The 26,837-nt window shown below is 56.9% G+C and carries 23 protein-coding genes; 10 read left to right on the top strand and 13 right to left on the bottom strand.

What is annotated here, in order from left to right; all coding sequences use genetic code 11:
* Window positions 1-632 precede the first annotated feature (632 nt).
* From F8N36_RS05465 to F8N36_RS05475, 3 genes are all read left to right on the top strand, one after another.
* The gene (locus tag F8N36_RS05465) at window positions 633-1,340 is read left to right on the top strand and encodes a Crp/Fnr family transcriptional regulator (protein WP_291331794.1); all 708 of its coding nucleotides are present in this window, start codon (window positions 633-635) and stop codon (window positions 1,338-1,340) included.
* Between the two features lie 248 nt (window positions 1,341-1,588).
* A complete protein-coding gene (gene cooS / locus F8N36_RS05470; protein ID WP_291331795.1) occupies window positions 1,589-3,484 on the top strand; it encodes an anaerobic carbon-monoxide dehydrogenase catalytic subunit in 1,896 nt (631 codons plus the stop codon).
* 87 nt (window positions 3,485-3,571) lie between these two features.
* Window positions 3,572-4,384: a P-loop NTPase gene (locus tag F8N36_RS05475; RefSeq protein ID WP_291331796.1), complete on the top strand. Its 813-nt coding sequence runs from the start codon at window positions 3,572-3,574 to the stop codon at window positions 4,382-4,384.
* 125 nt (window positions 4,385-4,509) lie between these two features.
* On the opposite strand, the gene F8N36_RS05480 is transcribed toward F8N36_RS05475, so the two are convergent.
* The 7 genes from F8N36_RS05480 to F8N36_RS05510 form a co-directional block, all read right to left on the bottom strand.
* Window positions 4,510-6,681 carry an EAL domain-containing protein gene (locus tag F8N36_RS05480; RefSeq protein ID WP_291331797.1) on the bottom strand — a complete coding sequence of 724 codons (2,172 nt, stop codon included), beginning with the start codon at window positions 6,679-6,681 and terminating at the stop codon, window positions 4,510-4,512.
* 470 nt (window positions 6,682-7,151) lie between these two features.
* Entirely contained in the window at window positions 7,152-7,808 is a 657-nt protein-coding gene (locus F8N36_RS05485) for a DUF599 domain-containing protein (protein ID WP_291331798.1), read from the bottom strand.
* A 147-nt stretch (window positions 7,809-7,955) separates the two neighbouring features.
* A complete protein-coding gene (locus tag F8N36_RS05490) occupies window positions 7,956-8,330 on the bottom strand; it encodes a response regulator (RefSeq protein ID WP_291331799.1) in 375 nt (124 codons plus the stop codon).
* Window positions 8,302-10,923, bottom strand: a complete 2,622-nt coding sequence (locus tag F8N36_RS05495; RefSeq protein ID WP_291331800.1) for a PEP/pyruvate-binding domain-containing protein — start codon at window positions 10,921-10,923, stop codon at window positions 8,302-8,304. The genes F8N36_RS05490 and F8N36_RS05495 overlap by 29 nt, the downstream gene beginning before the upstream one ends.
* Window positions 10,924-11,000: 77 nt before the next feature.
* Window positions 11,001-11,756 (bottom strand): TIGR02186 family protein, encoded by a 756-nt coding sequence (locus F8N36_RS05500; protein ID WP_291331801.1) that lies wholly within the window; start codon window positions 11,754-11,756, stop codon window positions 11,001-11,003.
* Between the two features lie 2 nt (window positions 11,757-11,758).
* Window positions 11,759-12,697, bottom strand: coding sequence for a sulfite exporter TauE/SafE family protein (locus tag F8N36_RS05505; protein WP_291331802.1), 939 nt, complete (start codon window positions 12,695-12,697; stop codon window positions 11,759-11,761).
* Entirely contained in the window at window positions 12,694-13,110 is a 417-nt protein-coding gene (locus F8N36_RS05510) for a universal stress protein (RefSeq protein ID WP_291331803.1), read from the bottom strand. Before F8N36_RS05510 ends, F8N36_RS05505 begins: the two co-directional genes overlap by 4 nt.
* Window positions 13,111-13,328: 218 nt before the next feature.
* Here F8N36_RS05510 and F8N36_RS05515 point away from each other — a divergent pair, with 218 nt between their 5' ends.
* Both F8N36_RS05515 and F8N36_RS05520 read left to right on the top strand, forming a co-directional pair.
* Window positions 13,329-14,816, top strand: a complete 1,488-nt coding sequence (locus F8N36_RS05515) for a HAMP domain-containing sensor histidine kinase (RefSeq protein ID WP_291331804.1) — start codon at window positions 13,329-13,331, stop codon at window positions 14,814-14,816.
* 3 nt (window positions 14,817-14,819) lie between these two features.
* Window positions 14,820-16,163: a sigma-54 dependent transcriptional regulator gene (locus F8N36_RS05520; protein WP_291331805.1), complete on the top strand. Its 1,344-nt coding sequence runs from the start codon at window positions 14,820-14,822 to the stop codon at window positions 16,161-16,163.
* An 87-nt stretch (window positions 16,164-16,250) separates the two neighbouring features.
* Here F8N36_RS05520 and F8N36_RS05525 read toward each other — a convergent pair whose 3' ends face one another.
* The 3 genes from F8N36_RS05525 to trpS form a co-directional block, all read right to left on the bottom strand.
* Window positions 16,251-16,649, bottom strand: a complete 399-nt coding sequence (locus F8N36_RS05525) for a pyridoxamine 5'-phosphate oxidase family protein (RefSeq protein WP_291331806.1) — start codon at window positions 16,647-16,649, stop codon at window positions 16,251-16,253.
* A 110-nt stretch (window positions 16,650-16,759) separates the two neighbouring features.
* Entirely contained in the window at window positions 16,760-17,200 is a 441-nt protein-coding gene (locus F8N36_RS05530; protein ID WP_291331807.1) for a MarR family transcriptional regulator, read from the bottom strand.
* A 194-nt stretch (window positions 17,201-17,394) separates the two neighbouring features.
* Window positions 17,395-18,465 (bottom strand): tryptophan--tRNA ligase, encoded by a 1,071-nt coding sequence (gene trpS / locus F8N36_RS05535; RefSeq protein WP_291331808.1) that lies wholly within the window; start codon window positions 18,463-18,465, stop codon window positions 17,395-17,397.
* Between the two features lie 471 nt (window positions 18,466-18,936).
* On the opposite strand from trpS, the gene F8N36_RS05540 reads away from it, so the two are divergent.
* Window positions 18,937-19,365: a cupin domain-containing protein gene (locus F8N36_RS05540; protein WP_291331809.1), complete on the top strand. Its 429-nt coding sequence runs from the start codon at window positions 18,937-18,939 to the stop codon at window positions 19,363-19,365.
* A 98-nt stretch (window positions 19,366-19,463) separates the two neighbouring features.
* On the opposite strand, the gene F8N36_RS05545 is transcribed toward F8N36_RS05540, so the two are convergent.
* From F8N36_RS05545 to F8N36_RS05555, 3 genes are read right to left on the bottom strand one after another with little or no spacing between them, the layout of a single operon-like run.
* Window positions 19,464-20,333, bottom strand: a complete 870-nt coding sequence (locus F8N36_RS05545; protein WP_291331810.1) for an EamA family transporter — start codon at window positions 20,331-20,333, stop codon at window positions 19,464-19,466.
* Window positions 20,334-20,357: 24 nt separating this feature from the next.
* Window positions 20,358-21,128, bottom strand: a complete 771-nt coding sequence (locus tag F8N36_RS05550; protein WP_291331811.1) for an alkaline phosphatase family protein — start codon at window positions 21,126-21,128, stop codon at window positions 20,358-20,360.
* Window positions 21,128-22,153 carry a hypothetical protein gene (locus F8N36_RS05555; protein WP_291331812.1) on the bottom strand — a complete coding sequence of 342 codons (1,026 nt, stop codon included), beginning with the start codon at window positions 22,151-22,153 and terminating at the stop codon, window positions 21,128-21,130. Before F8N36_RS05555 ends, F8N36_RS05550 begins: the two co-directional genes overlap by 1 nt.
* Window positions 22,154-22,384: 231 nt before the next feature.
* Here F8N36_RS05555 and F8N36_RS05560 point away from each other — a divergent pair, with 231 nt between their 5' ends.
* The 4 genes from F8N36_RS05560 (at window position 22,385) to F8N36_RS05575 (ending at window position 26,809) form a co-directional block, all read left to right on the top strand.
* Window positions 22,385-23,479 (top strand): glycosyltransferase family 4 protein, encoded by a 1,095-nt coding sequence (locus F8N36_RS05560; protein WP_291331813.1) that lies wholly within the window; start codon window positions 22,385-22,387, stop codon window positions 23,477-23,479.
* A 57-nt stretch (window positions 23,480-23,536) separates the two neighbouring features.
* The gene (locus F8N36_RS05565) at window positions 23,537-24,085 is read left to right on the top strand and encodes a hypothetical protein (RefSeq protein ID WP_291331814.1); all 549 of its coding nucleotides are present in this window, start codon (window positions 23,537-23,539) and stop codon (window positions 24,083-24,085) included.
* A gap of 115 nt (window positions 24,086-24,200) precedes the next feature.
* On the top strand, window positions 24,201-25,376 hold the full coding sequence (locus tag F8N36_RS05570) for a glycosyltransferase (RefSeq protein ID WP_291331815.1): 1,176 nt from the start codon (window positions 24,201-24,203) through the stop codon (window positions 25,374-25,376).
* Between the two features lie 242 nt (window positions 25,377-25,618).
* Window positions 25,619-26,809, top strand: a complete 1,191-nt coding sequence (locus tag F8N36_RS05575) for an ABC transporter permease (RefSeq protein ID WP_291331816.1) — start codon at window positions 25,619-25,621, stop codon at window positions 26,807-26,809.
* The last annotated feature ends 28 nt before the right edge of the window (window positions 26,810-26,837 follow it).

The following is a 26,837-nucleotide window of genomic DNA, read 5'->3' on the forward strand; positions in this document are numbered from 1 at the left end:
TCTTCTTCTTTCCCTCACCTGCCATCTCTTGACATTTCCCTTTGATAGCTGCCGTTCAGAACCTGTCAGGGGCTGATTTGCGCAAACCGTTTTTATCGCCCTGAACAGCATCAGCGCAAAACTCTTGATGCACATGTACCTGAGTACGTTGCGCTCGAAATTCCACGCGTTTTTGTCAGGACGAAAAACGCGTATCTTGCTGATCCCCTCAATACTTGCAATCGCTACCGCGTATGCTCCGGCGAGTCTAAGGTGAGCACAGCTTCTATCAGACCCCTTTATCCAACGGCGAAAAGGAGAAACCATATGCCGATCATACGTCGCAACTTTTTCGCAGGCGAATTACCCAAGCTAGTTGCGAAATAGTCATCTCACCAAGAAGCGAAACTGCATGTTTTGCAATCTGGCGATTTCATTTCGATGTGACCAATTTTTACTAATTTCTCTTTCAACTGTATTTCACACCGATAAAATATAGATTTTGGCAGCCATGCTGGCTAACATGATAAAAACTGCCTCTGTGCATGGATGATTGCTCTTCGATCATTATTCCGTATTCCCATGAAATAATTCCAAGATATGCGCCTTTCATATAGCCGCACCCATAATTGCGTGCTGATAGTGGAGCCCCCATGAAGTTTACTTCTGTCAATTTGCTGGACGAACTTGCCAAGCCCGAATTTTCATCGCTGCTTTCTGCTTTTCAGGAGCGTCGCTTTGCCAGGCAAAGCATGATCTTTTCTCCCAGCTATGATGATGAAACTGACTTCGCGTCTTCGTCTGCGCCAGAAAGGCCCGAGGACCTGAATTCGCCTGACAATTATGTGTTTATTGTCCGGCAGGGGCTAGTGCGTGTGTATCTTGCCTACGGTGAAAAAGAATTTACTATCGCCTTTCTCAAACCTGGTGACGTATACGTGAGCCATTCCAGCGCGCTGGTGCAGGCAGTCGAAGAGACCACCATTCTTGTGGTCGACACAGCCACCTTCAACCGTCGCATGATGGCTGTGCCGCAGTTTACTGTAACGGTGGTTCGTGTCTTGGGTGGTATTCTCAAAAACACGTTCAGCATTGTGGATGGCCTTGCCCTGCGCGATGTTTCAGCCCGCCTGGCCCGTTACCTTGTTTCCACGGCGCAGGAAAACACTCCTGGTCCGGATGGCCGTCGCCGGGTACGCCTGCACCTTTCTGGCGAAAAGTTGGCTCAAAGCCTCGGGGCGACCCGTCAGACAATTTCAACCCTGCTTACTGACCTCACCCGCTCAGGCATCCTGCTCAAGGAGCAGCGCGGCGTATATTGCATCATGGATGAAGCCCGCCTGCGCGAATTGCTCGACTAGCCATTTGTTTCTTCCTTGCGCAAAACAATGTGGCGGTGTCAGGGACACAGCATTGCAACATCACCTCACGACTCGGCTTATGCTTCGGCCTTACGACTTCGATTCAAGCTTTGTGAACTAGGAATTTTGTATCATCTGTGCTTTGTCGGCCACCCGACAGACATCTTTTCATGACTGTGATACCACAAAGTCAAAGATGGCGGCGCAGACTTGGAGCGTCGCAAAACCTCAATGTTTGTGGGGCAGTTATGGAAAGCAAAAAACGCGATATTAATGACATGTCCATTTGGGATGATGCCAAACGCATGCTGGCCAAGGCCAGAGCCGAGGGCGTAGAAACAGCGTGGGACAGGCTGGATCAGCAGACACCTCACTGCCGGTTTTGCGAACTTGGCACAACTTGCCGCAACTGCGTCATGGGGCCGTGCCGCATCAGCGCCAAGGCCGAACCCGGCGGGAAACTTTCTCGCGGAGTGTGCGGCGCAGATGCCGACGTGATTGTGGCGCGCAATTTTGGCCGGTTTATTGCCGGGGGCTCTGCCGGTCACTCAGACCATGGGCGCGACGTTATTGAAGCGCTGGAAGCCGTGGTTGAAGGCCGCGCCCCTGGTTATCAGATTCGCGACGAGGAGAAATTGCGTCGCATCGCCGCAGAGCTGGGCGTCGCCACTGATGGCCGCGATGCCCTTGATGTGGCGGCAGATGTGGTAGAAGTCTGCTACAGCGATTTTGGCAGCAGGCGCAAGGCCGTAAATTTTGTCTCGCGCGTGCCTGCAAAGCGGCGGGCCCTGTGGGACAAGCTTGGCATAACCCCGCGCGGCGTCGACCGTGAAATTGCCGAAATGATGCACCGCACCCATATGGGCTGCGACAACGACGCACCCAATACCCTTCTGCACGCGGCGCGCTGCGCCCTGGCCGACGGCTGGGCGGGCTCCATGATTGCCACCGAGCTATGCGATGTGCTCTTTGGCACGCCCAAGCCCAAGATGGCCACGGCCAACCTTGGCGTTATCAAAAAAGATACTGTCAATATTCTGGTGCACGGGCACAATCCCGTAGTGTCCGAAATGATTCTGGACGCAGCCCGCGACCCAGAAATGGTCGAGCTTGCCAAAAAGAACGGCGCAACCGGCATCACCGTGGCAGGCCTGTGCTGTACCGGCAACGAATTGCTCATGCGGCAGGGCATTCCCATGGCCGGTAACCATCTGATGACAGAGCTTGCCATCGTTACCGGCGCGGTAGAAGCGGTTGTGGTAGATTATCAGTGCATTATGCCCAGCCTTGTGCAGGTTGCAGGCTGCTACCACACCCGCTTTATCGACACGGCCTCCAAGGCTCGCTTTACCGGCGCGATCCATTTTGATTTCCATCCTGAAAACGCCCGTGAAGAAGCCCGCAAGATTGTGCGCATGGCTGTGGATGCCTTTGTGGAGCGCGACCCCAAGCGCGTGGAAATTCCCGTTGAACCAGTGAGCATTATGACCGGATTTTCCAACGAGGCTATTCTTGAAGCCCTGGGCGGTTCGCTTGATCCTCTGCTGGATGCCGTAAAGGCTGGCACGGTGCGTGGTTTTGTGGGTGTGGTTGGCTGCAACAACCCCAAGATCAAGCATGATTCGGCCAACGTGGGGCTGATGAAAGCCCTGATCAAGAAGGATATAATGGTACTGGCCACAGGCTGCGTAACTACGGCGGCTGGCAAGGCTGGCCTGCTGGTTCCTGAAGGTGCGTCCATGGCGGGCCCTGGCCTGCAAAGCCTGTGCGGTGCTCTGGGTATTCCCCCGGTGCTGCACCTTGGCAGCTGTGTGGACAACGCACGCATCATGCAGCTCTGCGCCCTCATTGCCAACGCACTGGGCGTGGATATTTCCGATCTGCCCGTGGGCGCGTCCTCGCCGGAGTGGTACTCGGAAAAGGCAGCGGCCATCGGCATGTATGCCGTGGCCAGCGGCATCTACACCCATCTGGGCCTGCCGCCCAATATTCTTGGTTCGGAAAAAGTGACGGATATCGCCCTTAATGGTCTGGAAGAAATTGTGGGCGCCTCCTTTGTGGTTAATGACGATCCCGAAAAGGCGGCTGATCTGCTGGATGCCCGCATCCGGCAAAAGCGTCAGGGCCTGGGCTTGCAGCCCTAGGTTTGCAAGGCGGGGCAGGGCGGGGCATGACTGCCCGCCCCGCAGCACCAAACAGCAAACCCCACAGGCAAATCCCAGGAGGCTTGCATGAAGATTGCCATTTCTGGCAAAGGCGGCGTGGGCAAAACCTCGCTTACCGCGTGGCTTGGCGATTATCTGGCCCGACACGGCGAAAAGGTCTGGCTGGTGGATGCCGATACGGCACTTTCGCTGGGGCAGGCATCTGGCCTAGACCGTGCGGCGCTGCCAGAACCCCTCACCGTCCGAGCGGCTCTTATTGAAGAGCGCATTCGGCCCGCTGGCAAGGGCGGCATGATGGATCTTGATCCGCACGTGAGCGACCTGCCAGAAGTGCTCTCCGCACCTTTGCCTCTGACTGGCCCTGCCCATGCCGAGCAGGGCGAAAAGCGCCTGCTGGTCATGGGGCCGCTGACCAATGCCGGGGGCGGGTGCGCCTGCGAAAGCAATGCCCTGCTCAAGGCTCTGCTGGCCCATCTGGTGCTCGACAGGCGTGAGTGGGTACTGGTGGACATGGAAGCCGGAGTGGAGCATTTGGGGCGCGGAACCGTGGCTCATGTGGATGCGCTGCTGGTTGTATCAGAACCGAGCATACGCTCGCTTGAAACAGCTGCCGAAGTGGCCCGGATGGCCAGCGACCTGGGGCTGCAGCGTCAGGTGCTGGTGATCAACAAGGCAAGTAAGGGACAGGCCGCGCAGATGCCACTGCTGGCGTACCTGCCTGAGCAGCGCATAAGCATGCCCGACCTTGAGGCCCTGCGGCAGAGGCAGCTGCATTCTGGCTCTGTGCTGGGGCTTGGAACGCAGACGGAAGAAGAACTGGACAGATTTTGTGAAGCCCTGCTGCAAAAAATAGAACAGAGCGCCAACATTGCAAAATAATGGCAGGTCTGTCCCGCGTAATCGGTGCGGGCAGACAGTCTGCAGCGTATATTCCAGCCCCGGTCATGCCGGGGCTTTTTTGTGCCCGGTGACGGAACCCAAAGAGCTTGCGGCAGCTGGCGTGCCTATTTGTCCTGTCCGGCCCGCGCGTTGAAGTTGCGCACAAAATCCAGGCAATCCCCGCCAGCAAGCGGACGGCTGAAGTAGTAGCCCTGAAACGTCTGATAGCCAATGCGGGTAAACACGCGCAGCTGCTGTTCGTCTTCCACGCCTTCCACAACCGTTGTTATGTGCAGGCTGCGGCTCAAATCCAGAATGCTGCGCACTATCTGTTCCTGCACATTGCTGTTGAGGCTTTCTGTCAACGAGCGGTCAACCTTGACTGTGGTGACAGGAAAGGCCCTGAGGTAGCGCAATGAGGTATGCCCCATGCCAAAATCGTCTATGGCGAGGCGTACGCCCAATACCCGCAGGCGGGTAAGCAGATCAAGCGTACGCGAATCCGGCTCGAGAATGGATGATTCGGTGATCTCCAGCTCCAGCTGGGTTGGTTTTAGTTTTTGTCCATACAGGGTATCCAGCACCATTTTTGCAAAGTTGGCATTGCGCAGCTGGCGCGGTGTAATATTTACGGCGATCACCAGATCGTGCGGCACGGCGGCGCTCCAGGCCGCGCGCTGCTTGCAGGCCTCAAGCAGAATGAACTTACCAAGCCGGTCAATGAGGTTCATGTCTTCTGCCAAAGCAACGGTAATGGGCGGCGCAATGGCCCCGTACACAGGGTGATCCCAGCGCAGCAGGGCTTCTACGCCAACCACTCGTCCCGTAGCATGGTTGCACTGCGGCTGAAACACCAGATACAGCTGGTTTTCCTTTTCATTGAGGGCGCGTTCCAGATCATTGGCAAGGGTGTGGGCCAGCCGCCCCACCTCGCCCGGTAAGGTAATGCACTTGCATTTGTCGGGCGCGCTGGATTCGCAGCGGCAGGCAACCTCAAGCAGGGCCTGCATCACCTGCCTGCCGTGCTTTTCGCGCACAGCGTCTGAAAGGGCCACAAAGGGCAGATAGATCAAAAAGCCTAGTGCCAGGTTTATAAGCTGAATCACCGAACCGTTGATGCTGCCCGTGGCCACATAGCCGCTAATCAGCGGGGGAGTTGTCCAAGCTACGCCAATGCTGGTGTACGGTAAAAAATCCATAACCGTGGCTGTATAGGCCACCACAGTCTGCACGGCTGGCACCAGCAGAAAAGGAATGGCAAAGGCCGGGTTGAGCACCAGCGGTACGCCAAAAATAAGCGGTTCGTTAACATTGCAGAGGGCAGGCACAAGAGCCAGCAGGCTGAGCTTCTTCATGCCACGGTCGCGGCAGCGCGCCAGAATGGCAAAGCAGAGGGCAAAGGTAGAGCCAGAGCCGCCCATGCGGGTAAATGTATCAAAAAAAACCTTGGTAAATACAAAAGGGGGCGTTGTGCCGTACATGGCAGCCTTGGCGTTGACCAGGCCAGCCGGAGTGAGGATGTTAACATCCACGGCGTTGAGCACGTTGGGGCCGTGCGCGCCAAAAAACCAGAGAATCTGCGATGCCGTGCCGTACAACAGCCCAAAGCCCAGCCCATTGCCGCTGTGCAAAAAAGGCAGGGCCAGCAGATTGCTTGTGGCCTGCTGCAGGTCTGCAGCGCCATAAATCGTCAGTACAAAGCGTATGCATGTAAAAAGCAGTATCGTGCCCACGGCTGCGGGCATAACCTTGACCACATCGCGCACCACGGGGTCGTGCCCGGCGACTTCTTCTGGCAGATGAAAAACACGCAACCGTGCCAGCCGCACAAAAACAGAGCTGCTGGCCATGGCTACAATCATTGCCAGCAAAAGCCCCCTGTCCATGGAAAAACTCATGGTCCATGAGCCGGTTTCTTCTGGTGCCACAATGACGAAAAAACACGAGAGCACAACAAGTGAGCCCAGCATGGGGCTGATGGCGGGGGCAGACGGGCAGGTGAGGCTGGCGCGCATGGCGTTTGCCCCACCGAGGGCGCAAGCTAGCGCCAGCGCGGCAATGCCAAAGGTTGCCGAGGTGAGGTTGTCGCATGCGCGTACCCCGGCAGGACCAAGCAGCGTATCTACAACTTTTTGAGCTTCGGGAAAGGGCAGGTTGCGCAGCAGCAAGGTAAACGAGCCAACCAGAATAAGCGGCAAAACGATGAACAGTCCTCGCCGGATGGAGAGGAAGGCCGGGCGTCCGCTCAGGTCATCCAGCAGGCACAAAAGTGATTGGGCCAGGTTTCTGCTGTTCATATATTGGTTGTCGCTTGCAAACTCACCCTTGGGTCACAGGCGTGCCCTTGCAGCTGGGCTGCGGCAGCGCATGCTCTGTTTTGTAAAGCTGTCGTCGTGGGGGCACGCGAAGCCAATTCGTCGCATTCAGGCGCAACAATCAGAATCCGTTGGAAAATTACGGTGCGTGCTCAAACTATTAGCAGCCTATGTAATATCAGGAACCAAAACAATCAAGCTTGCAGACGCATAACACGAACAAATCTGTGCAATTATGAAATTGTTTTGGTTAATATAGGGGGGATTGCAACCTCAAATGGATTGCTTGGCGGGGTTCTGTTGCGTAGTTGTGATTAACTAATGGTTAATAATGTGCATTTTATATTAAAAAATTGTTTCACTTTTTATTTTATAAATTTATATGTCTAATGTGACATGAGAATGAATATGGAATGGTTCACCGCGCAACTGGCTTTTGCTGCTTAACTATTTTATTCCTGCCGGTCTTTTCGGGGTGTTTTATCAAGGGCGTAAACAATGCTGATAAGAAAAACAGTGCCAAAAAGCATAAATTGCGCGCCAAAAATCCAGAACACCAAAGGCACGGTAAAATAAAAGGCCCGCATACCCATGGAAAAATGGTTTGCCCCCATGTTGAGGTATTTTTTTGCCATGCAGCTGATCTGTGAGGTGTCTTCAGAAACGGTTTCTGCGCCCAGCATAAAGGCAACATGGGTGTATAGACGAAGCGAAGAAGTAAAACAGAAAAATGCCAGAAAAAAATTGAGCAGCAGGGCCAGAACCTTGAAGGCAAACATGTCGGAAGTCACAGAACCAAAAAAATTCAGCGAGTGCCATGTGTGGCGCACATTTTCGCCATTACCGGTCAGCGAAAGCACGCCTACGGCCAGCAGAACGCTGGTGGAGGCCATAAAGGTAGAGGCCATGGTGGCATTGCGCAGGGTTTGTACAGCGAGAATAGCGTTCTTTTTTTCAAGTACCGAGGCAACCCACTGAACCCTTGCGGTGCTGGAAATGCCGTGAATGGTGAAGCCAGGATCGACCGCTTCCTTGTGACGAATGTAGAAATTGTATGCTGCATAGAGGGCCACAGACAGACAGAAAAACAGCAGGTCAAACGTATACATGAGCCCTCCATTGGCGCGGGTGATAATTTGCGCCTTATTGGCATATACTACTGTTGCCGCCGGTGAGGCAACAGCAATCCCCGCGTGGTGGAGGCACAAGAATTGCCGGATGCAGATTTGCTGCATGCCGTGCAGACCTTGCTGCAATCAGGCTTTCAGCCCTTTTTCCAGACGTTTTACGCACTCCGTAATGTCTCCAAGCTTGAAGGGTTTGGCCACAAAATCAAATGCCCCCTTTCGGAACGATTCCTTGGCCGTATCGAGCGTGGCAAACCCGGTTATGACCACAATGCGCGCCTGCGGCAGTAGCTGGCGGGCGCGTTCAAGTACCTGAAAGCCGTCGGCTCCTTCCATCTTGAGGTCGGTTATCACAACATCAAAGGCTTTTTCGGTCATGCGCAGCAAGGCCGCCGCGCTGTCGGTGAAGGTTTCCACTTCGTACCCGGCTTTTTGAAAGGCCGGTTTTAGCCGTTTGCAGACAATGGGTTCGTCATCAAGCACCAGTATGCGCAGTGCTGTCATGGTTTTCTCCCGTGTGGCTGCCGTGGTCGGCAGTGGCTATGGATTCGATGGCCTCAATAAAGGCCAGCGCGTGTTGTGTAATCTGTTCGTCATTGCTCATGCGCGCGTCAAGCTGGCGGGCATAGGCCACAAGGCCGCCCAGCATGTGCATGCGAACAAGCATGCGCGACGCGGAAAGTTTTTTTATTCTGCCCACCACCAGATCGCCGTGAACCTCAACCCTGAAATCAAACCTGTCCAGCACATCGGCCACAAAACGCGCCCTTCGCGAGCGCCGCACCAGTTCGGTAACGCCGCCAAGAAAGCGAAAATAGATATAGTTGTCGTTGATCTGGTCAGAAATGTAGGCATCAATGGTATTGTAGTGGTAGCCCAGCCGCATGTTTACGTTCATGTAGTCGCGCAGGGCCACCGCCAGGTTACGGCCCACCCTGTCTGGCCCCGCCTGCGAGGCTGTGAATGTGCGGGTAAAGCTGGACATGAAGCTGCCAAGATCAACAGGAACCGGGTCCGTATCCCACATGCCGGACATTTCCAGCCCGTGCATGAAAGCCCGCAGCGGAACGGAAGTTATCTCATCCATGCGCAGTGTTGTTGCAGCCTGTTCGCAGCTGGTTCCACCGCCAGCGTCAATGACCGTAAGCCCCAGGGGCGGTCCGTCTGTGAGCCTGCGGGCAGGTGCGTGGTGCAGGGCATCGTGGCGCTGGCTCAGGGCCACAAGGGCCTCAACGGCTTTTTCGTGAATATAGCGAGTAATATCGTGATAGGTGCGGCATGCCTGCGGCCTGAAATTGTCTGAGTGCGGATCCACAAGGTTGAGGGGGGCAATGTGTTTGAGAAGCCGGCGCAGCAGGCGGTATTCGTACGATTCTTCAAACATGTCGGGCTCTGTGCGTTCAAATCTGTCCAGTTCGGCAATGCGGCCCTGATAAACCACGTTTTGCGTGGCATCGAGGGTAATTTCATCGCCGTCACGCAGCAGGCTGGTGGCTACCTCTGTGTTGACCAGAGCGGGAACCCGTTGCTCTCGGGCAATGGTGGCCATGTGGCCTGTGGGCGAGCCAACGTCGGTGATGATGCCGCTGGCGCGCCGCATAACGCGGGCATAGCGGGGCGAGGTGTACTTGGAAACAAGAATGCCGCCCTCGGGAAACTGGTCGAGGTCTGTGTTGTGGTCAACCAGCACCACCTTGCCCACGGCCACGCCGCGCTGCGCCACCAGCCCCTTGCCCGCAAAGATGACTTCGGCGTTCTGGGTGGCGGCCTGAACAGGGATGGAAAGGCCGTAATCGCCGCCCGAGCGCAAGGGGCGCGACTGCAGAATGTGCAGCTGACCCTGTGCGTCAAATGTCCATTCCACATCCTGCGGGCGCTTGTAATATCGCTCAAGCGACATGCCCACCCGGGCAAGCTCGGCCAGTTGCCCTGCCGCTAGGCAGGGAATGCCCTGCAGCGGTTCTGGCACTTCCTCCCACACAAGGTCGCCCTTGGGTGCTGCTGCAAGCCTGCGCGTTTTGTGCGAAATGGCATGGCTCTGCATCGGGTATGGGGGCGTACGGCTCAGAAAAAATGTGTCGGTGGCGGTTTCGCCCGAAACGACGGCAGCGCCACCGCCCCAGGTAGCGCTGATAACCATGGTTTCACACGACTGGCCGGGGGTCTGCGTACAGGTAAAGAGCACACCGCTGACGTGGCTTTCGACCATCAGCTGACAGCCCACGGCCATAGCCACCTCGTTTTCGTGGTAGCCGCGATCCATGCGGTAGCGCCACGCTTCAATGGAATAGGTGCTGGCAATAACCCGCTTATAGGCTTCAACCACGCGGGCGGGGGGCACGTTAAGCTCTGTGCCGTATTGCCCGGCAAAGCTCGAATCTCCGTCTTCGCCCCAGGCGCTGCTGCGCAGGGCAAGGCGCAAGGGCTTGTTGTTCTGCACGCCCAGCACGTCCACCATGGCGTCTATCTGCGCCACCAGCCGCCAGGGAAGGGGGGAATCCATGATGCGTGTCTGCACAATGTCAGAGAGTTCGTGCAGGCCCAGTTCCGAGCCATCCCACTGCTCAAGGCCATCCTTGACCAGCTCGAGCAGGCCGTTGCGCGACATGAATGCAAAAAAGGCCGTGGTGGTGATGGCAAAGCCGTTGGGCGTTTGCAGGTGCAGGCGGTTGGCGAGATCGCCAAGCTGCGAAATCTTGCCGCCCACCTCGTCTTCGGCTTCGATGCCGATATTTTTGAAAGGCAGCACCATGCGCCCGCCCTCAACCTGCCGGCGGCCCGCAATTTCCTCCTGCAGGCAGTGTTGCACGCGTTCAAAGGCAAGAAACAGTGCGGCATTCTTGTTTTGCGTCAGCACACTCATGTCTGAAATGAGCTTGAAAACCTGGTCGTTGAGTTCGGAACAGGCATCTTCGATATATTTTCGGTCAAAAATGTATTCGCCACCAAGCTTGTCGCCCATGTCGGCCATGAGCTCGAGAATACGGTTGTTGCGTTCGAGAATGCTTTTGAATTTTTTGAACAGCAGGGCAAAGGTTACGCCTTGTTCGCTGCGCCAACCTGTCAGCATGTCGGCCAGACGTGCCAGAATTTCCATGCTTTCCTCCTGCTGTTGCCGGGTTTGCGTCGCAAGGCACGGGAGAGCGCTGCCGCTCCCCCGCGCCCTGCGCAAGACTAATGCGCGCCGCCCTTGCTCTGGCAGAGCAGGCCGATGGCCAGACCACCAAAGATTGCCACCAGGGTGGACAAGATGCCGTAGAGCAGGCTGCTGTTTTTGGCCATGTCGTCTATCCATGCGGGCATGCCCACAAGCTTTACGCTCACTGGGGCAGATACGCTGCCCGCAATGGAGCCTTCGTTCAGGGCAAATATCTCAACCGCGTATGTGCCGGGCGACAGCCGCGAGGGAATGCGCAGATCAGCGGAAAAACGGCCGTTTTCTGCTGTTGTAATGCCCCCGGTAGTTTCTCGGTACAGGCCGTCCTGCTGCTTCAGTTTTATGAGCTCGGCGGCAAGGTCGAGGTCGTTCGCCATTTGTTCCTGAACCTTTATGCCGTTGTGTACGGCGGCCAGTCCCAGTTCGTCGCCGTGAACCCGGGCCAGAGGCTGGGATGAGGTCACCAGAAAGACAGTTGGTACGTGTTGCAGGTGCACCGTGCCAAGGTTCATCCACAACAGGTTAAAGACTTTTCCCTTCTGGCGCAGGGCCAGGTCGGCAGGAGCGCCCGTAAAGCGGGCCACGATTTCGCTGCCCTTGGGGGCCAGGCCTTCAACGTGCAGCACCGTGCCCCGATATGAGGCAGAAATGTCTATGTTGTCTGGTTTGATGGTGAGCTCGACCGCATCACCAGCCTGCGCCGTGGTGGCGCTGCCCAGCGACAAAACCAGCGCCGCCGCAGAAACAAAACGTAAAATTGCCTTACAGCGCATGGTTAATGCCCCCCCGCATAGGCCAGCAAAACATCTGGCCGGGCCAGCAGATCGTAGAGAATTTTGCCCATGACCACCAAGACCAGGGTGGCAAGCAGTATCTTGAGCTGGTCTGCGTGCAGCTTTTTGCCAATGCGGGTACCCAGTTGCGCGCCAATGGATGATCCGATGAGCAGCAGCAGGGCAAGAATGAAGTCCACCGTGTGGTTTTCAATGGACTGCATGATGGTCACGTTGACGCAGGTAAAAAGAATCTGAAACAGGCTGGTGCCAACCACCACATGCATGGGCATGCGCAGCAGGTACACCATGACGGGAACCATGATAAAACCGCCGCCAACACCCATGATAGCCGCAAGTATGCCCACAAGCGTGCCAAGCCCCAGTGGCATGAGCACGGAAAGACGCACGCCGGACCGCACAAAGTCCATCTGCCAGGGCAGGTTGCGCAGGCCTCGCTGATAGCTTGATTCGCCTCTGGCTGGCTTGGTGCTGGCCGTGCTGGTCTTGGGCGCACGCATGGATTGCAGGCTTTCGTAAAACATGTAGCCGCCCACAAGGCCCAGCATGAGAACGTAGGTCAGGTTTATGAGGAAATCAGCGTTGCCCAGCGCCCGCAGCAGCTTGATGACCCGCACGCCCACACAGCCACCTGCCACGCCGCCCGCCAGCAGCAGGAATCCCATTTTGAAATCAACGTTGCCCAGCCTGAAATGGGCCAGTGTGCCAGAGGTGGATGCGCCGATAATCTGGTTTGAGTCAGATGCGGCGGCCACGGTTGGGGGAATGCCCAACATGATGAGCAGCGGGGTCATAAAAAAGCCGCCCCCAACGCCAAAAATGCCCGAAAGTAGCCCCACAGCTCCGCCCAAACCCAGAATTGCAGCCATGTTTACGCTGTTGCCCGCAATGGGCAGGTACATATACAGCGGTATGTTCATACGTCAGCCTCGTGGTGTTGCGTCAACTGTTTTTGTGAATTTACTATTTCAACCCTGCAGGAAATTCTGTGTCGAACTGACTGCAATACAGAAAAATTCCGTTCAAACTGTCCCATATCTGCACGTTCAAGTTCGTGAATAAAAAGTGTTATTCCGTTATTCTGAATGAATGCTATTATTGATTCCTGGTATCCTCCCTCAAGAATTGTGTATTCAACGTGTATTCCTTCTGTTCTGGCATATCCCACAAGCAGTTCCAGACGCTGCCGTGCCGGGTTTGTGATCACGCACGCCTTTTTGTGCACAAACAGCACATACAGCCGCGCCTGAATGCGTTTTGCCAATGAGCATGCGTGTGCCATGGCTTCGTGCTGGGGATGTAACTGATCAACGGCCACCAAAATACGTTCCATGCGCCACCTCGTGGCAGCGCTTAGGCAAATGTGATGCCAAGGCTGATTTTGAAAAAAATGTTTTTTAAAAAAGCTGGTTATGTGGAGATGTAGATGAAATTTGAAAATCTGTTGTTTTCATTTTGAAAAGCATGTAAAAAATACTCGTGAAAAATGTTTCAAAATGAAAACTTGGCAGGTTTGTGCCTGTGCTGCTGCGGCGGCGGGGGAGAAAATTCATGGAGAATACGGCCAGCGGGGGCCTTGCGGCAACCGGGGGAATACATCGTATCTTTGCGGATTCTGGCGATTTTTTTCATTCCATCAAGGGCAAGATATTTATTCTCTTCGCGGTTACGTTTCTGTCCATCGGGGTACTGGCGGGGCTGAATTACTGGAGCCTCTCGACCGTAAGCCAGCGCCTCTTTCTGGGAGAAAAATACGACGACCTGCTCAACAACATTCTTGAAGTGCGCAGGTACGAAAAAAATTATTTTTTTTACAATGATGCAGAAAGCCTGCGCGAAGGCATCGTGTATCTTGACCGTCTGGATGACCTTGCCGCCGAGCTTGGCAACGACATGGCCATGCTGGCTGGCGATGCGCAGCAAAAGTATTTTATGGGGCTGCTTGCCCGCTACGGACAGGCTATGCGCACGCTGGCACACGGTGGAGCAGCGGGGCAGGAGGAGTTGCGTACGCTTGGCAAATCGCTGACTGAAGCGGCCGACCAGATACGCAGCCAAAAGCGCGAGCGTGCACATAAGGCGCTCAAGCATACCCACATCATGCCGGTGGCTTTTTTGTCGGTCTTTTTGTTGCTCATGGTTCTGGTGATCAAGCTGATTTCGCAGGGCGTGCTGCGTCCGCTGGGCATTGTAGCGGCGGGCACAGCGCGTGTTGGGCGCGGCGATTTCAGCCCCATTGCCACCGGGGCCGAACAGTTGAGCGAAATTGCCGATTTTATACAGGCGTTTAACCGAATGTCGCACGAGCTGGCCGTGCATCAGGAACATCTGCTGCAAGCCCGCAAAATGGCTGCACTGGGAACATTCACGGCGGGTATTGCCCACGAGCTCAACAACCCCATCAACAATGTGCTGTTGAGTGCAGAAGGACTGCGCGAGGATTACAAGGAATCCATCGACGCCAACGGGCAGGAAATGATCGACGACATCATGCAGCAGGCCGAACGGGCCTCAGATATCGTGCGTAATCTGCTCAATTTTTCCCGTACGGGGCACCCTGCCTCAGAGGGGCTGTGCCCTGCAACGGTGGTGGGTTCAACGGTGAACCTGCTCAAAAATCAGGTGCTGCTGGCAGGAGTTACCCTGAATGTGGATGTGCCGGAATCCCTGCCCGATATCTGTGGCGATTTGCGCAGCCTGCAGCAGGTTTTTATGAATCTGCTGCTCAACGCCATTCAGGCCACGCCCGGCGGCGGTACTGTGAGTATAAGTGCCCGCAAGCGTGAGCAGGGTATGGTTGCCTTTGAAATAAGCGACACAGGCCCCGGCATACCGGCAGACATACAGGAAAATATTTTTGAGCCCTTTTTTTCAACCAAGGAGGTCGGCAAGGGCACCGGGCTGGGCCTTGCCGTAACCTATGCGCTGGTGCACCGTTACAAGGGGCAGATCATGATGCGCAGCGCGCAGGGAGAAGGTGCTGTGTTTACCGTGGTGCTGCCAAGCATCAATGCAGAAAAGCCGTGTGAAAAGGAGTAAGGGATGCCCCTGCGAGTTGCCATAGTTGACGACGAGCCGGTTGTCTGCAAACGCCTGAGCCAGGCGCTTGCCAAGGAAGGCTATGCTGTGGAGGCCTTTGTGAGCGCCCGCTCGTTTCTTGAAGCCATGATCGAGCGACCTTTCGACGTGGTTTTTTCAGACATGCTGCTGCCCGACATGAACGGCCTTGAACTTTTGCCCAGGATCAAGGGGTTGAGGTCGGAAACCGAGGTTATCATCGTTACGGGCCACGGCACCATTTCCACCGCCATCGAGGCCATGCGCGAGGGAGCCTTTCACTACGTCACCAAGCCAGTGAATTTTACGGAAATTCGCACGCTGGCCCGCCACGCGCAGGAAAAAATCGCCATGCGCATGGAAAATACCCGCCTGCGCGAGGCCCTGCTTGGGGCAAACGGGCTGTCGTCCATTGTGGGCAACAGCCCTGCCATGCAGGAGCTGTTTGCGCTTATCCGCAAGGTGGCGCCGGTTGACTGCAATGTGCTTGTTCAGGGCGACAGTGGCACGGGCAAGGCCCTTGTGGCCCTGGCCCTGCACCACCTGAGTCCGCGTCGCAACCAGCCTTTTGTTACCTTCAACTGCGGCGGCTTTACCGAGGAGCTGATCAGCAGCGAACTTTTTGGCTACGAAAAAGGCGCTTTTACAGGGGCTGTGAACGCCAAGGTGGGCTTGCTCGAGGCTGCCACGGGCGGCACGGTCTTTTTGGACGAGGTGGGTGAAATGCCGCTTGCCATGCAGGTGCGGCTGCTGCATGTGCTGCAGGAGCGGCGTATTTTGCGGGTTGGCGGAACCCGCCCCATTGATCTGAGCATTCGTATTATCGCAGCCACAAACCGCGAACTGAAAACTGAAGTGGAGAAGGGCAACTTTCGCGAAGATCTTTTTTTCAGGCTCAATGTGGTCAGCACCACCTTGCCCCGTCTGGCAGACCGACGCGAGGACATTCCCCTTCTTGTAAGGCACTTTATTGAAAAATACCGTCTGGCATTTCGCAAGCAGGTATATGATCTGGACGATCAGGCCCTTGCGGCTTTGGTGGGTTACAGCTTTCCCGGCAATGTGCGTGAACTTGAGAATATCATTGAGCGGGCAGTGGCGCTTGCCGATGGCGAAACCATCAGCCTTGCCGACCTGCCAGAAGACATCAGAAGGCTTGAATTTGATACGCTTGAGGGTGATGGCTTGCCCACGCTGGCAGAAATGGAACGTCGGTATGTGATTAAAATACTGGAAAAAACAGGCTACAATAAAAAACTTGCGGCAGAGGTGCTGGGCATGCCCCGCACAACGCTGTGGCGCAAGCTCAAGGAATACGGCGTGGAATAAATGCCTGCAGCCGTTGAAAACACGCATCTGCCAGCACGCGGCCCGGCGGGTTGTGCGGGGCCGCGTGCGTGGGCGTATGGAATATGCCTAGAAGGTGAACGATTCCGGTATATTGCCTGTGAAGTCAAACATGTATGCGGTGCCGTGATCTACGCTGAAAACGGTAAATTCAGGGCTTTCGGCAGAGCCGTAGATGGAGCGCACAAGGCTGTTGTTTTCAATAATACGTTTTTTGATCTGCATGTTGTCGTCCAGATTGGCCTCGCCCTTTACCCGCAGGGTGACCATGTTGGGCGACACGCACGAAAATTCCAGCCGGGGGTCAGCCTGCAGCTGGGCAAAAGTCTGCTTGCTGCGGCCCGTGCAGAACCAGAGGCGGCCATCTTCCGCAAACTGAAACTGAAAAGGCCTCACTCGCGCCGAGCCGTCTGAAGTTGCTAGAAAGACCGTGGTATTGGCCGAAAGGAAGTCGATAACTTTTTGCATAATTGCTCCTTTTATGTTCGATATCGAACTATTACTATACAATAAAACGCGCATGATGCGCGGTTTTATCTGCACAGTGCACCGCCAGCTGTAGCGAGACACTGGGACGGTCAGCTGCTGGCTTTGGCGCTGATATTGCGCAAAACTTTTTCCAGTCCCTGCACGAGAGCTTCTTTTTCAGTCTGTGGCATGTCACCCCACACTGCGGCCAGCAGGGTTTGGGATATGGCGGCAAAATCTGGCCCAGCTGCCACCGCCCTGGGAGAAAGTGAAACCAGGGTAACCCGCGAATCTTCTCGCGAGGGAGTCTTGAGCACATACCCGGCCTGCTCAAGCTTGCCGACCAGTGTGGTTACGGTGTTTTTCTGCTTGCTAATGGCCTCTGCCAACGCGGTCATGGGCATGGGCCCGCGCTCCGCAAGGGCGTGCAGAATGGCCCCGTGCGAGGGGGCAAGGCCGCTGTGACCGCTTTTTGCCAGCTCTGCCACAAGCAGATTGTTGGCCTGCTCGCGTATGCGGCTCACAAGTGCGACGATGTGATCGGTCTTCATGGGGGGATAATGATTCGATATCGAACCAATGTCAAGCATGCCCCGCAAGCAAAATTACCCGATATGCATTTGTTGGCCAGCAAACCACTGAAATACCTCGTTGCACTTGCCTGAATCCGCAAAAATCCCCGGCCCTGCCTGTGGCAAAACCGGGGATTGCATGATGCTGTGCACGTTTTGCACGCAGCAGATATTTATTTGTCGGACTGCAACTTGAGGCCAGCCTCAAAGTGGTTGAGCTTCATGGCCCTGCGCACTTTTTCGAGGGTTGTGGCCGCCTTGTTGTAGGCCTTTTCCGTGCCTTTTTTGAGCACGTCGATGACAAAGGGAATGTCCTGCACGTATTCCTGGCGGCGGGTGCGGATGGGGCCAAGAATCTGCTGCATGACTTCGTTGAGGAACTTTTTGACCGCCACGTCGCCCAGGCCGCCGCGCTGATAGTGGGCCTTCATTTCGTCAAGGTTGGGGTAGGGCGAGTTGAACTTGGCAAAGTCCTCGGGCATGGCAAAGGCGTCCAGGTAGGTGAACACCGTATTGCCCTCGATCTTGCCGGGGTCAGAGGCCTTGAGGTGGCCGGGGTCGGTGAACATGCTGAAAATCTTGTCGTGCACTTCTTTTTCAGAATCGCTCAGGTAGATGCAGTTGCCGATGGACTTGCTCATCTTGGCCTTGCCGTCAATGCCGGGCAGGCGCAGGCAGGCGGAGTTCTGCTCAAGCAGGATCTGCGGTTCCACAAGGGTGTCACCGTAGGTGCTGTTGAATTTTCGTACGATTTCAACCGTCTGTTCCAACATGGGCTTCTGGTCTTCGCCCACGGGCACGGTGGTGGCTTCAAAGGCCGTGATATCGGCAGCCTGGCTGATGGGGTAGGTGAAAAAGCCCACGGGAATGCTCTGTTCAAAATTCTTCTGGGCAATTTCGGCCTTGACCGTGGGGTTGCGCTGCAGGCGCGACACGGTGACAAGGTTCATGTAGTGGAAGCTCAGCTCATAAAGCTGGGGCAGCTGCGACTGAATGAAGATGGAGGACTTTTCGGGATCAATGCCGCAGGCAAGGTAGTCCAGCGCCACTTCAAGAATGTTGTTGCGCACCTTTTCAGGATTGTCGGCATTGTCGGTCAGTGCCTGCGCGTCGGCCAGCATGATGTAGATTTCATCAAAGTTGCCAGAATTCTGCAGCAGGACGCGCTGCTTGAGAGATCCGGCAAAGTGTCCGATGTGCAGCTTTCCCGTGGGGCGATCCCCGGTCAGAATGATCTTGCTCATAATGTTCTGCGCATGCTCCTGACACGTGGCATCAGGAATGCAGCCTCCATTGGTGATTTTTTTGCTGTTGAAGCGAGAGCCTGCCCGCAAAATACAGCCGCTTCGCAGTGATTGCGCAACGGGCTGGGCGTAGCTTTTCTGTATACACCAAGCGTGCTCGGGCCACAAGGGGCAGGTCTCCGGCGTTTTGTCGTATGCGCTTTTACCGGGTTTTGCCTGCCGGTCTGGCTTGCTTGTGTTCCTGCATGAAAAATTGGGGTGGGGCGCTGGCTACGGGGCTGGCAGACCAGCACCGCGTACCATGGGGACATGTGGAGTATGTGACTTTATTCACTTGCGGCTGGCTGGGCGCGGGCGTATGCTCTGACCGCAGGCAGGGGATAGCTTCCTGCGATTTTACGGGTCTTTTGGGGGAACTGGCTTGTGCCGAATGGATTTTGATGGGTTTGTTCCTGTAACGGGAGTGTAATTATGAAAAAGATGCTTTTTGCCGCAGCGCTGTGCTCGCTGGTATTTGCCGGAACCGCTCTGGCGGGCGAGCCCCAGCTGTACACCAAGGAAACGCTGAAAACCTGGAACCGTGACAACGTGGCCGGGGGGCAGGGTACCCTGTTCGGGCAGTTTGGCTTTAACCGTAACGACGCAACCAAGGATATGGTCATCAAGGAAATAGGCTGGATGACCCTGCAACCCGGCGCATCCATCGGCATGCACAAGCATGAAAACAACGAGGACGCCTACATCATCGTTTCCGGCGAAGGCGTGTTTACAGACACCGCAGGCAAGGAAACCCCGGTCAAGGGCGGCGATATTACCATTGCCCGTCCCGGCGACACCCATGCCCTGAAAAACAGCGGGAAGGAACCCCTGGTGTTTCTGGATGTGATAGGTCAGCGTTAATCTTGCGATTGTTGCCAGCGTTGCCCGTGCAACGCATAAAACGCCGCCCCGGCTGCGCAGACCAGGGGCGGCGTTTGCCATAAAATGCGGGCAGCGGGTTATTCGCCCGTTTTGTCGGTGGTGAGCAAAAATACGGCACTAAGTACCAGCGCGCCGCCAAACCAGCCAGCCGCGCTGAAGCTCTCGTTCCAGAAAAGCCATACCCACAGCGTGCCAAGCACTGGCTCCAGATGGCAGGTAACGGCTGCCCGCACAAGGCTTATGCGTTTGAGCCCTTGCCCGTAACAGATGTAGGCCATGTAGCAGGTGAGCAGGCCCAGGGCAAACAGCCAGCCCCATGTATCCGGGGTGTGGCTGATGTGTACGGGGCCGCCCATGCCAAGGGCCGCAACGCCGCCCAACAGCATGTAGCCGTAGATGCTGGCCGTGGAGTAGCGGCTTTGCCACCAGCGGTAGAAGGGATAGTGCGTGGCGTAGCACAGGCCGGAAAGCAGGCCAAAGGCTATGCCCGCAAGGGACGCATGCCCCGGCAGGCTGCCGCCGGAAAAACAGACCAGGGCTGTGCCGCAAAGAGCAATACCCACGGCCAGTGCCTTGCGCCTGGTGATGCGCTCACCAAACAGAAATCGCGAAAAAACAGCCACCCACACGGGTGCCGTGTACAACAGCACCACTGCTGTTGCACCGCCGCTGAGCTTGATGGCCATTTGCATGGCCCCAAAAAATACGCCCACTCCCCAGCCACCAAATAGCGCAAAAATAAGAGCATGGCGCACAGGTATGCGCAGCCCGCCCGTAAGCCCGGCGTGCGCCAGAAAAAAGATGCAGCCGATGCCCGCCCGCCAGAAGGCAGTTTCAATGGGCAGCACTCCCGCGTGCTGGCAAAATTTGGAAATAACGCCGAGCAGCGACCACAACAGGGCCGCGAGAAGAATCCACACGTATCCGTTAACAGAATTTTGCCGCATGATCTTTTATAAGGCTACAGGGTGTCAGGCTATGCCCAGCGCGTCGCATACTAGGGCTGCGATCTGCGTCTGGTCTTGCGGCAGGGGGGGGCTGCTCCGCCAGGTCTCGCCGGTCAGCCACAGGGGCACGCATCGGCAGGCGTCGCTTACATCGTTGTGGTTGCCGTCGGCAGCCATTCCGTGGTCGCTGGTAACCAGCACTTCATAGCCAGCTTCGGCCCAGCGGGGCAACCAGCGGGCCAGCAGACCGTCGGCCCTGCGGACGGCGTTGCGGTATTCGCGGCTTTCTGCGCCATAGAGATGCCCGGCATTGTCTATGCCCATGCTGTGTACCAGCAGCAGATGCGGATTGTAGCGCAGCTGAAGGCTGGCGGCATCGTAAAAAACTTCTTCATCGGGATAGGAATCAGTGCTGTAAAAATGGCCGTGGGCAATGGGCAGGGCGGGGTTGTCCGTGTGCCGGTCGCGGGCGGGTTCAAAGGGGCCCGCGTTGCACAGCTCACTCATCCAGTGGTAGGCAGCCGCGGCCCTGATCAGACCCGCAGACTGCGCGCGGCTGAAGATATGGGGCTCCGGGCAGGGGCGCGTGTCGTCATTGCGAGCAATGCCGCTTTCAACCGGGCGCTTGCCGCAGAGCAGGGTGGCGTAAATGGGGCGCGAAGCGGGCGGCAGCTCTGCTGTAAGCTCGGTGTAGCGGGCCTTGCCCGCATCAACCAGTGACTGCATGTAGCCCATGCAGTGGCGGGCGGTGGAAGCAGCCAGACCATCAAGCAGTACAAAGACAATACGCGGCATCACCAGTCACCCTTGCCAGCAGGGCGCGGGCCAAGATCAAGGCCGGGAGCCTGGGCGCGCAGCTGGGCGGCGGTGACACCGCGCACAGCGTGGTTGCGGGCAAGCCAGGCCAGAAAATCATAAATCTTGCCATACAGCGCATCTGCGGCCTTCTGGTCGGGGATATTGGGGGAGCCGCCGGGTAGCATTTCGGACGAGTGCCAGAACAGGCTCAAAACCCTGCCGCCGCGTGCCATGTGCAAACGCGTGGCCGCCCGCATGACGGCTGCGCTGTGCCACACCGGGTTGGGGCTCAGCGCGCCCCAGAAGTGGAATCTGTCGACCCAGTCGGCCCCTTTTGCGCAGTTGTGCCACAGCCTTGCCAGCGAGCGCGAAAGCGGAATCTGCGTGACGGGCGATTCCAGCAGGTTGGGGGCGTCGTCCAGCCAGTAGGGGTCGGAAGGCGCAAGAAAGTGGTCTGGCCCGTCATGAAATACCCGCAGCGGGCAAACAGAACTGTCAAAGGTAATGCCTTCTTCGGCCAGCAGGGGGCGCACCGATGCCTTCAGATCCCAGCGGCCCATGCGAAAGCTGGTGAGCGGCGCGCCCTGAAATTCACGTCCCGCGTCAAGCAGGGTGCGCAGACGCTGGCGCAGCAGCTGTCGCGGCAGGCGGTCTGTACGTGTAGGCGGCCCGTTTTTTTCGGCCTGTGGGGTATTTTGCGCGTCGTCGAGGGGCGGGGTGCTCCAGTGGTGCAGGTGGGCGGCGATTTCTGCATTGCAGTGGTCGCGCATCCAGGCCAGATGCTCACAGGCCTCGGCATTGGTAAAAACCGTATGGGCGCAAAACAGCGTCAGCGGAAAGCCCAGTTCGTTGGTGAGCGGGGCAAGTCTGCGCAGCAGAGCCACATTGCGCACACCGCAGCCGGTGGCGGCGTAATTGCCGGAAAAAAGTCCCTCTTCTTCAACATCGAGGCTTACAATAACGCGCAGTTCGGGCTCGTAAGGATCCATGGCGCTGTCGAGGGTGTTATTGCTATGAGTCATCAGATAATCATAAGCCCAAGCGCCGCATATGGCAATGAAAAGGCGCGTATTGCCCCTGCCTTGCATTTGTCATCGTGGATAATGCTGGATAAATGCATATATTTTATGGCGTTGAGCACTCTGTGCCGCGCTGGTCTTGCAAAACCGGCCGGAATGCATACAATAATGCTTATGGAATAGGGCCTGTTCGACTGCCCCTGTTCATCTACACAGAGTTTTTTAAGGAGCAGCATGACCAAGCCCTTGCGCGTCCTCTTTCTGATGGAGGATCTTTGTTTTGGCGGCACACAGCGCCAGACTCTTGAACTGGCCCGCCGGCTGGATCGCAGCCGTTTTACGCCTGTCATGCTTACTCTTACCGGTCCCACCGATCTGGACAAAGCCGCGCAGGACGCGGGCATAGAGCTGCACCACATGGGGCAGGGCCGCAAGGTTTGGCCCCTGTTTTTTGCGGCACTTTGCTGGCGTCTGCGTGCCTTGTGCCCTGATGTTATCGTGCCCTGCACGGCCCTGCCCAATATTTGGGGTCGCATATGGGGCAGGCTGGCCTGGTTGGGCAGCAGTGGGAACGCACCGCTGGTGGTGGGAACCTGCCGTGGTGGCGGCGGCCCCAAGAGGCAGCATGAGCGCTGGCTCTGGCGGCTCACGGACCATATGATTTGCAATTCAGAGGCGCTGCGCGAGATTTTGCAGGGTTTTGGTGTGCCTGCGGCACAGCTGAGCTATATACCCAACGGGGTGGATACAGAATTTTTTGCGCCCACCGGAACAACACCCTCGGCCCGCTCGCCCGAGATTTTGTGCGTGGCGCGGCTTGCAGGCGACAAGGACCACATGACCCTGCTGCGCGCCTTTGAGCTTGTGCTGCAACGTCACCCCAACGCCCGCCTGCGCATTGTGGGCGATGGCCCGGAAGAAGCCAACCTGCATACTTGGGCCGGGGAGCACGTCGCTGGAACCAATGTGGACTTTATCGCAGGGGGGCTCGACATGCGCGCCCACTATGCGGGAGCCCGCGTATTCGCCCTTTCGTCTGTGCGCGAGGGGCAGCCCAATGTCATTCTTGAGGCAATGGCCTGCGGTCTGCCGGTGTGCGCAACCTCTGTGGGGGGTATACCCCGGCTTGTGGAAGATGGCGTGAACGGTTTTCTTTCCGTTGCGGGCGATGCCGGAGCGCTGGCGGAAAACTGCTGCAGGCTGCTTGCCGACGGCGAGTTGTGTGATGCCATGGGCCAAGCTGGCCGTGCCCGCGTGGAAAAGGATTTTTCTTTCACGGCTATGGTAGATGCGCATCAGGGCATTTTTGCCGGGCCGCGCACCTACTGATACCTTGCATTAAAAAAACGCATTTGGCGCATTGTGCTGAATGCAGCAGGAATACAAGTGGAATTGATCTATCAAAAATTGCGTACCCGGGTGCTGCCTGCGGCGAGACGCACGGGCCTGAAACATGCGGTCCTGTGTCTTGCCTGTTTAGTCTGCCTTGGGGCACAGGCAGTAAGCGCCGCAGAGGCTGCGCCAGAAGCAGCGGCAGCTGCGTCCGTTTCTGGTGCTACAACGGGCCCAACTGCCGGGCAGGAATCTGCCGCTTCTGACAGCCCAGTGGAAGTGCGCGAGCTGTGGACTGGCTCGCTCTATTCTTCAACCTACCGTGTGGGCCTGTGTTTTTCCGCGCAGGGCAAGGTTCGCGGGGTGGTGCATCTGCGACTGTACAACGGCAAAGTTGACGTGTACCACATAGATGGAACGGTGCAGAACAACGACATTGAAGCGCACCATTCATCCGGCCACAAATTCAAGGGACGCCTGGTTTCGGCAGATACTGTCGAAGGTGTCATAAGTCTGAAAAACGGCATGAACATAAAGCTTGAAGGCAAACGCGCGCACGATGTGGCTCTTGTGCCTGAGGACTGCGCGCCTCTGCCGCAATAGCTGTTACCGGGGTAACCCGGCCAGTGTTGTGCCTGGTCTGCCAGCGTTTTCTCCGTCATGACCGGTGCCTGTGTTCGAGGTGCCTTTTCTTAAAACGACGAGTAAAGGAGTGCCTATGTTCTGGATATGGTTTTTGCTGGCCACCTCCCAATGCGCTCTGCTGTATATTCTGGCCCGAAGGGGCGAAAGCATGCCCCGCCGCATTCAGGAAGAGGCCGAGGCCAATAGGGCTGTGCCTGAAGACAAATGGCCCTCTGTGGGGCTGATCGTGCCCGTGGCAGGGCGCGACCCACGCATGGAAGGCGCTTTGCGCAGCCTGCTGACGCAGGACTACCCCCGGTTTGTGCCGGTGCTGGTCACCGCCGAAGAAAACGAACCCGCCGCCGAGCTTGTGGCCCGCCTCAAGCAGGAATTTCCCGGCTTGCGTCATGTTGTGGCTGGTACTGCCACCGGTTGCGGACAGAAAAACCACAACAGTCTTCAGGGCATTGCGGCCCTTGGGGATGAAGTGGACGCTTACGCCTTTTGCGACAGCACCCACATGGCCGACCCCGACTTTTTGCGCCACCTTGTGGCGCCCATGGCCAGGGGCGAGGCCTCGTTCAGCACCGGCTACCATGTGGTGGAGCCGCGCGACAACCAGCGCACTACGCTGGCCTACGCGCTTTGTGTCATGCTTATGCGCTACCTGCAGGCCATGTCGGCCTTTACCCAGCTGTGGGGCGGGGCCATGGCCATGACCCGCGCCGCCTATGTCAAATACGCCGTGGCGCAGCTGTGGGTTGAAAACGTGGTGGACGACTGCTCGCTCAGCGCCCTGCTGCAGGTGCGCGGAGCCAAGGTAAAGCTTTGCCCCGGTGCTCTGCTGCACACCGATGCCATAAACCATTCCCAGTCCGTTTGGCGGGCGTGGATGGACCGGCAGGTGCTGTTTCTCAAGTTTTGCATGCCCGGCCAGTGGAAGCTGCTGGGCCTCATGTGCGTTATGATGGCCCTGCCCATGGTTTGCGCTGGTCTTGCCCTTTTGGGTTGGGTTTTCAGCGTGGGCAGCGGCGCGGGCGTGTTACTGGCGGTTTTCTGGCTGGCGGCCATAGTGAGCGCACTGCACCTGTGGCGCGGCCTGCTGGCAAAGCCTGTTCCTCTGCTGCGGTGGTGCCTGGCCTTTGTGGATGCAGTGCGCATGTTCTCTTCCGTTTACTGGCAGAGCATCAAGGCGTGGAGCATTGTTTGGCACGGCATACGCTATGAGGTCGGCAGGGGCGGCGTTGTGTTGCGTTCTGAACGCAGCTAACCCGCACATCAGGCGGGCTGCCGGATACTGTTGTTGCCGCCCGGGGCAAAGGGCAAATCTGGATTTTGACATGCACCTGTAGTGTCGTGTATTGTCTTTTGCCCTTTTGCCTCGGGTGGCGAACAGCTCCATATGGTCTGGCGTTCAATCCGGCAGCTGGATGCGGCAATGGCGTTGCGCATGTGCGCGGCAGGAGCCATGGCTTTTTTTTACTGTTTTATTGTCAGAGTAGTGATTGCACCATGATCGCAATGTCAGACCTTATTCGCGTCAGCCTCAGGCAAGTTGTGCGTCAGCGCGGCTTTGGGGTGATGCTTTCTATCGCGCTGGGCATCACGGCGTTTATCGTCCTGGCGGTGCTTGGCCGCGAGATCCGCTACAAGGTTGGTCAGGACATGGTGCTTATGGGTGGCGTAAACGTCATCCAGGTATACATGGACGATGCCCAGTACCCGGGCCAGCCTGACCGCGAATTTTACCCCGAAACCATCGAGGCCCTTTCGCAGTTGCCCGGTGTGAGCCTTGTGAGTCGCAACCTGCGCGACAGCAAGCCATTCAGCATTCGCGGCACTGGCGAACGTACACTGGCCGTGGATTTTATTGGTATCGATCAGTATTTTGCCGAGGTGTATTCCATCGACCTTGTGGCAGGGCGGCAGCTCGACGCCGCCGATGTGGACGCCCACCGGCGTGTATGCCTGCTGGGCAGGGATGCGGCCAGAAATCTCTTTGGCGGCTCGGAAGAATCCATTGGCAAACTGCTGTTTCTCGAACAGGACGTTTTTGAGGTCGTGGGCGTTGTAAGCGGCGTAATGCTTGGCAGCTGGAGCCAGGGCGGCTTTTTGCCCTATACCACCATGGCCGACCGTAACTGGGGCCGTGGCAAGGTGCGGCGGCTCTTCATACGCGCCATCGGCTGGGAAGACGTGCCCCCGCTTGTAAAAGTTATTCCCCAGGTGGTGCGCGAGCATCAGTCGGCTCCGTATATCGTTGTGCAAACCCAGGAAGACCAGCTCAAGCGCATCAAAACCACCTTTATGTGGGTTGAAGCTCTGCTGTGGCTTGGTATTGCCGCATCGCTCATGTTGGGCGGCTTTGGCATCTGGTACGGCACATTTGCGGCGGTTCGCGCCAGAACGCGCGAAGTGGGGCTTAAAAAGGCCATGGGCGGCTCGGATGTGGACATCCTTGCGCAGTTTCTGGCCGAGGCCCTGTGCAAATCGGTTGCAGGCGGCATACTGGGCATAGTGATTGGCTGCGCTCTGGTCGAAATCGGTTCCCTTTCACTGGGAACGGGCATTTCGTATTCGCTGCTGTTTGCCAGCAGTATTGGCAGTATTGTTTTTTCTGCCGTTATCGGTATCGCAGGCGGTTTGTATCCTGCCGTTCAGGCTAGCCGCATGGACGTGGTAACCGCTCTGCGGTTTGAATAGTACACAATGCGCGGGCGCGCCCGCGTTG

It is taken from the genome of Desulfovibrio sp. (assembly GCF_009712225.1).
Taxonomy (GTDB): Bacteria; Desulfobacterota; Desulfovibrionia; order Desulfovibrionales; family Desulfovibrionaceae; genus Desulfovibrio.

Excerpts from the sequence above, each read along its gene's own strand:
- F8N36_RS05465 (WP_291331794.1), top strand. The coding sequence starts at position 633 with ATGAAGTTTACTTCTGTCAATTTGCTGGACGAACTTGCCAAGCCCGAA.
- cooS (WP_291331795.1), top strand. The coding sequence starts at position 1,589 with ATGGAAAGCAAAAAACGCGATATTAATGACATGTCCATTTGGGATGAT.
- F8N36_RS05475 (WP_291331796.1), top strand. The coding sequence starts at position 3,572 with ATGAAGATTGCCATTTCTGGCAAAGGCGGCGTGGGCAAAACCTCGCTT.
- F8N36_RS05480 (WP_291331797.1), bottom strand. The coding sequence starts at position 6,681 with ATGAACAGCAGAAACCTGGCCCAATCACTTTTGTGCCTGCTGGATGAC.
- F8N36_RS05485 (WP_291331798.1), bottom strand. The coding sequence starts at position 7,808 with ATGTATACGTTTGACCTGCTGTTTTTCTGTCTGTCTGTGGCCCTCTAT.
- F8N36_RS05490 (WP_291331799.1), bottom strand. The coding sequence starts at position 8,330 with ATGACAGCACTGCGCATACTGGTGCTTGATGACGAACCCATTGTCTGC.
- F8N36_RS05495 (WP_291331800.1), bottom strand. The coding sequence starts at position 10,923 with ATGGAAATTCTGGCACGTCTGGCCGACATGCTGACAGGTTGGCGCAGC.
- F8N36_RS05500 (WP_291331801.1), bottom strand. The coding sequence starts at position 11,756 with ATGCGCTGTAAGGCAATTTTACGTTTTGTTTCTGCGGCGGCGCTGGTT.
- F8N36_RS05505 (WP_291331802.1), bottom strand. The coding sequence starts at position 12,697 with ATGAACATACCGCTGTATATGTACCTGCCCATTGCGGGCAACAGCGTA.
- F8N36_RS05510 (WP_291331803.1), bottom strand. The coding sequence starts at position 13,110 with ATGGAACGTATTTTGGTGGCCGTTGATCAGTTACATCCCCAGCACGAA.
- F8N36_RS05515 (WP_291331804.1), top strand. The coding sequence starts at position 13,329 with ATGGAGAATACGGCCAGCGGGGGCCTTGCGGCAACCGGGGGAATACAT.
- F8N36_RS05520 (WP_291331805.1), top strand. The coding sequence starts at position 14,820 with ATGCCCCTGCGAGTTGCCATAGTTGACGACGAGCCGGTTGTCTGCAAA.
- F8N36_RS05525 (WP_291331806.1), bottom strand. The coding sequence starts at position 16,649 with ATGCAAAAAGTTATCGACTTCCTTTCGGCCAATACCACGGTCTTTCTA.
- F8N36_RS05530 (WP_291331807.1), bottom strand. The coding sequence starts at position 17,200 with ATGAAGACCGATCACATCGTCGCACTTGTGAGCCGCATACGCGAGCAG.
- trpS (WP_291331808.1), bottom strand. The coding sequence starts at position 18,465 with ATGAGCAAGATCATTCTGACCGGGGATCGCCCCACGGGAAAGCTGCAC.
- F8N36_RS05540 (WP_291331809.1), top strand. The coding sequence starts at position 18,937 with ATGAAAAAGATGCTTTTTGCCGCAGCGCTGTGCTCGCTGGTATTTGCC.
- F8N36_RS05545 (WP_291331810.1), bottom strand. The coding sequence starts at position 20,333 with ATGCGGCAAAATTCTGTTAACGGATACGTGTGGATTCTTCTCGCGGCC.
- F8N36_RS05550 (WP_291331811.1), bottom strand. The coding sequence starts at position 21,128 with ATGCCGCGTATTGTCTTTGTACTGCTTGATGGTCTGGCTGCTTCCACC.
- F8N36_RS05555 (WP_291331812.1), bottom strand. The coding sequence starts at position 22,153 with ATGACTCATAGCAATAACACCCTCGACAGCGCCATGGATCCTTACGAG.
- F8N36_RS05560 (WP_291331813.1), top strand. The coding sequence starts at position 22,385 with ATGACCAAGCCCTTGCGCGTCCTCTTTCTGATGGAGGATCTTTGTTTT.
- F8N36_RS05570 (WP_291331815.1), top strand. The coding sequence starts at position 24,201 with ATGTTCTGGATATGGTTTTTGCTGGCCACCTCCCAATGCGCTCTGCTG.
- F8N36_RS05575 (WP_291331816.1), top strand. The coding sequence starts at position 25,619 with ATGATCGCAATGTCAGACCTTATTCGCGTCAGCCTCAGGCAAGTTGTG.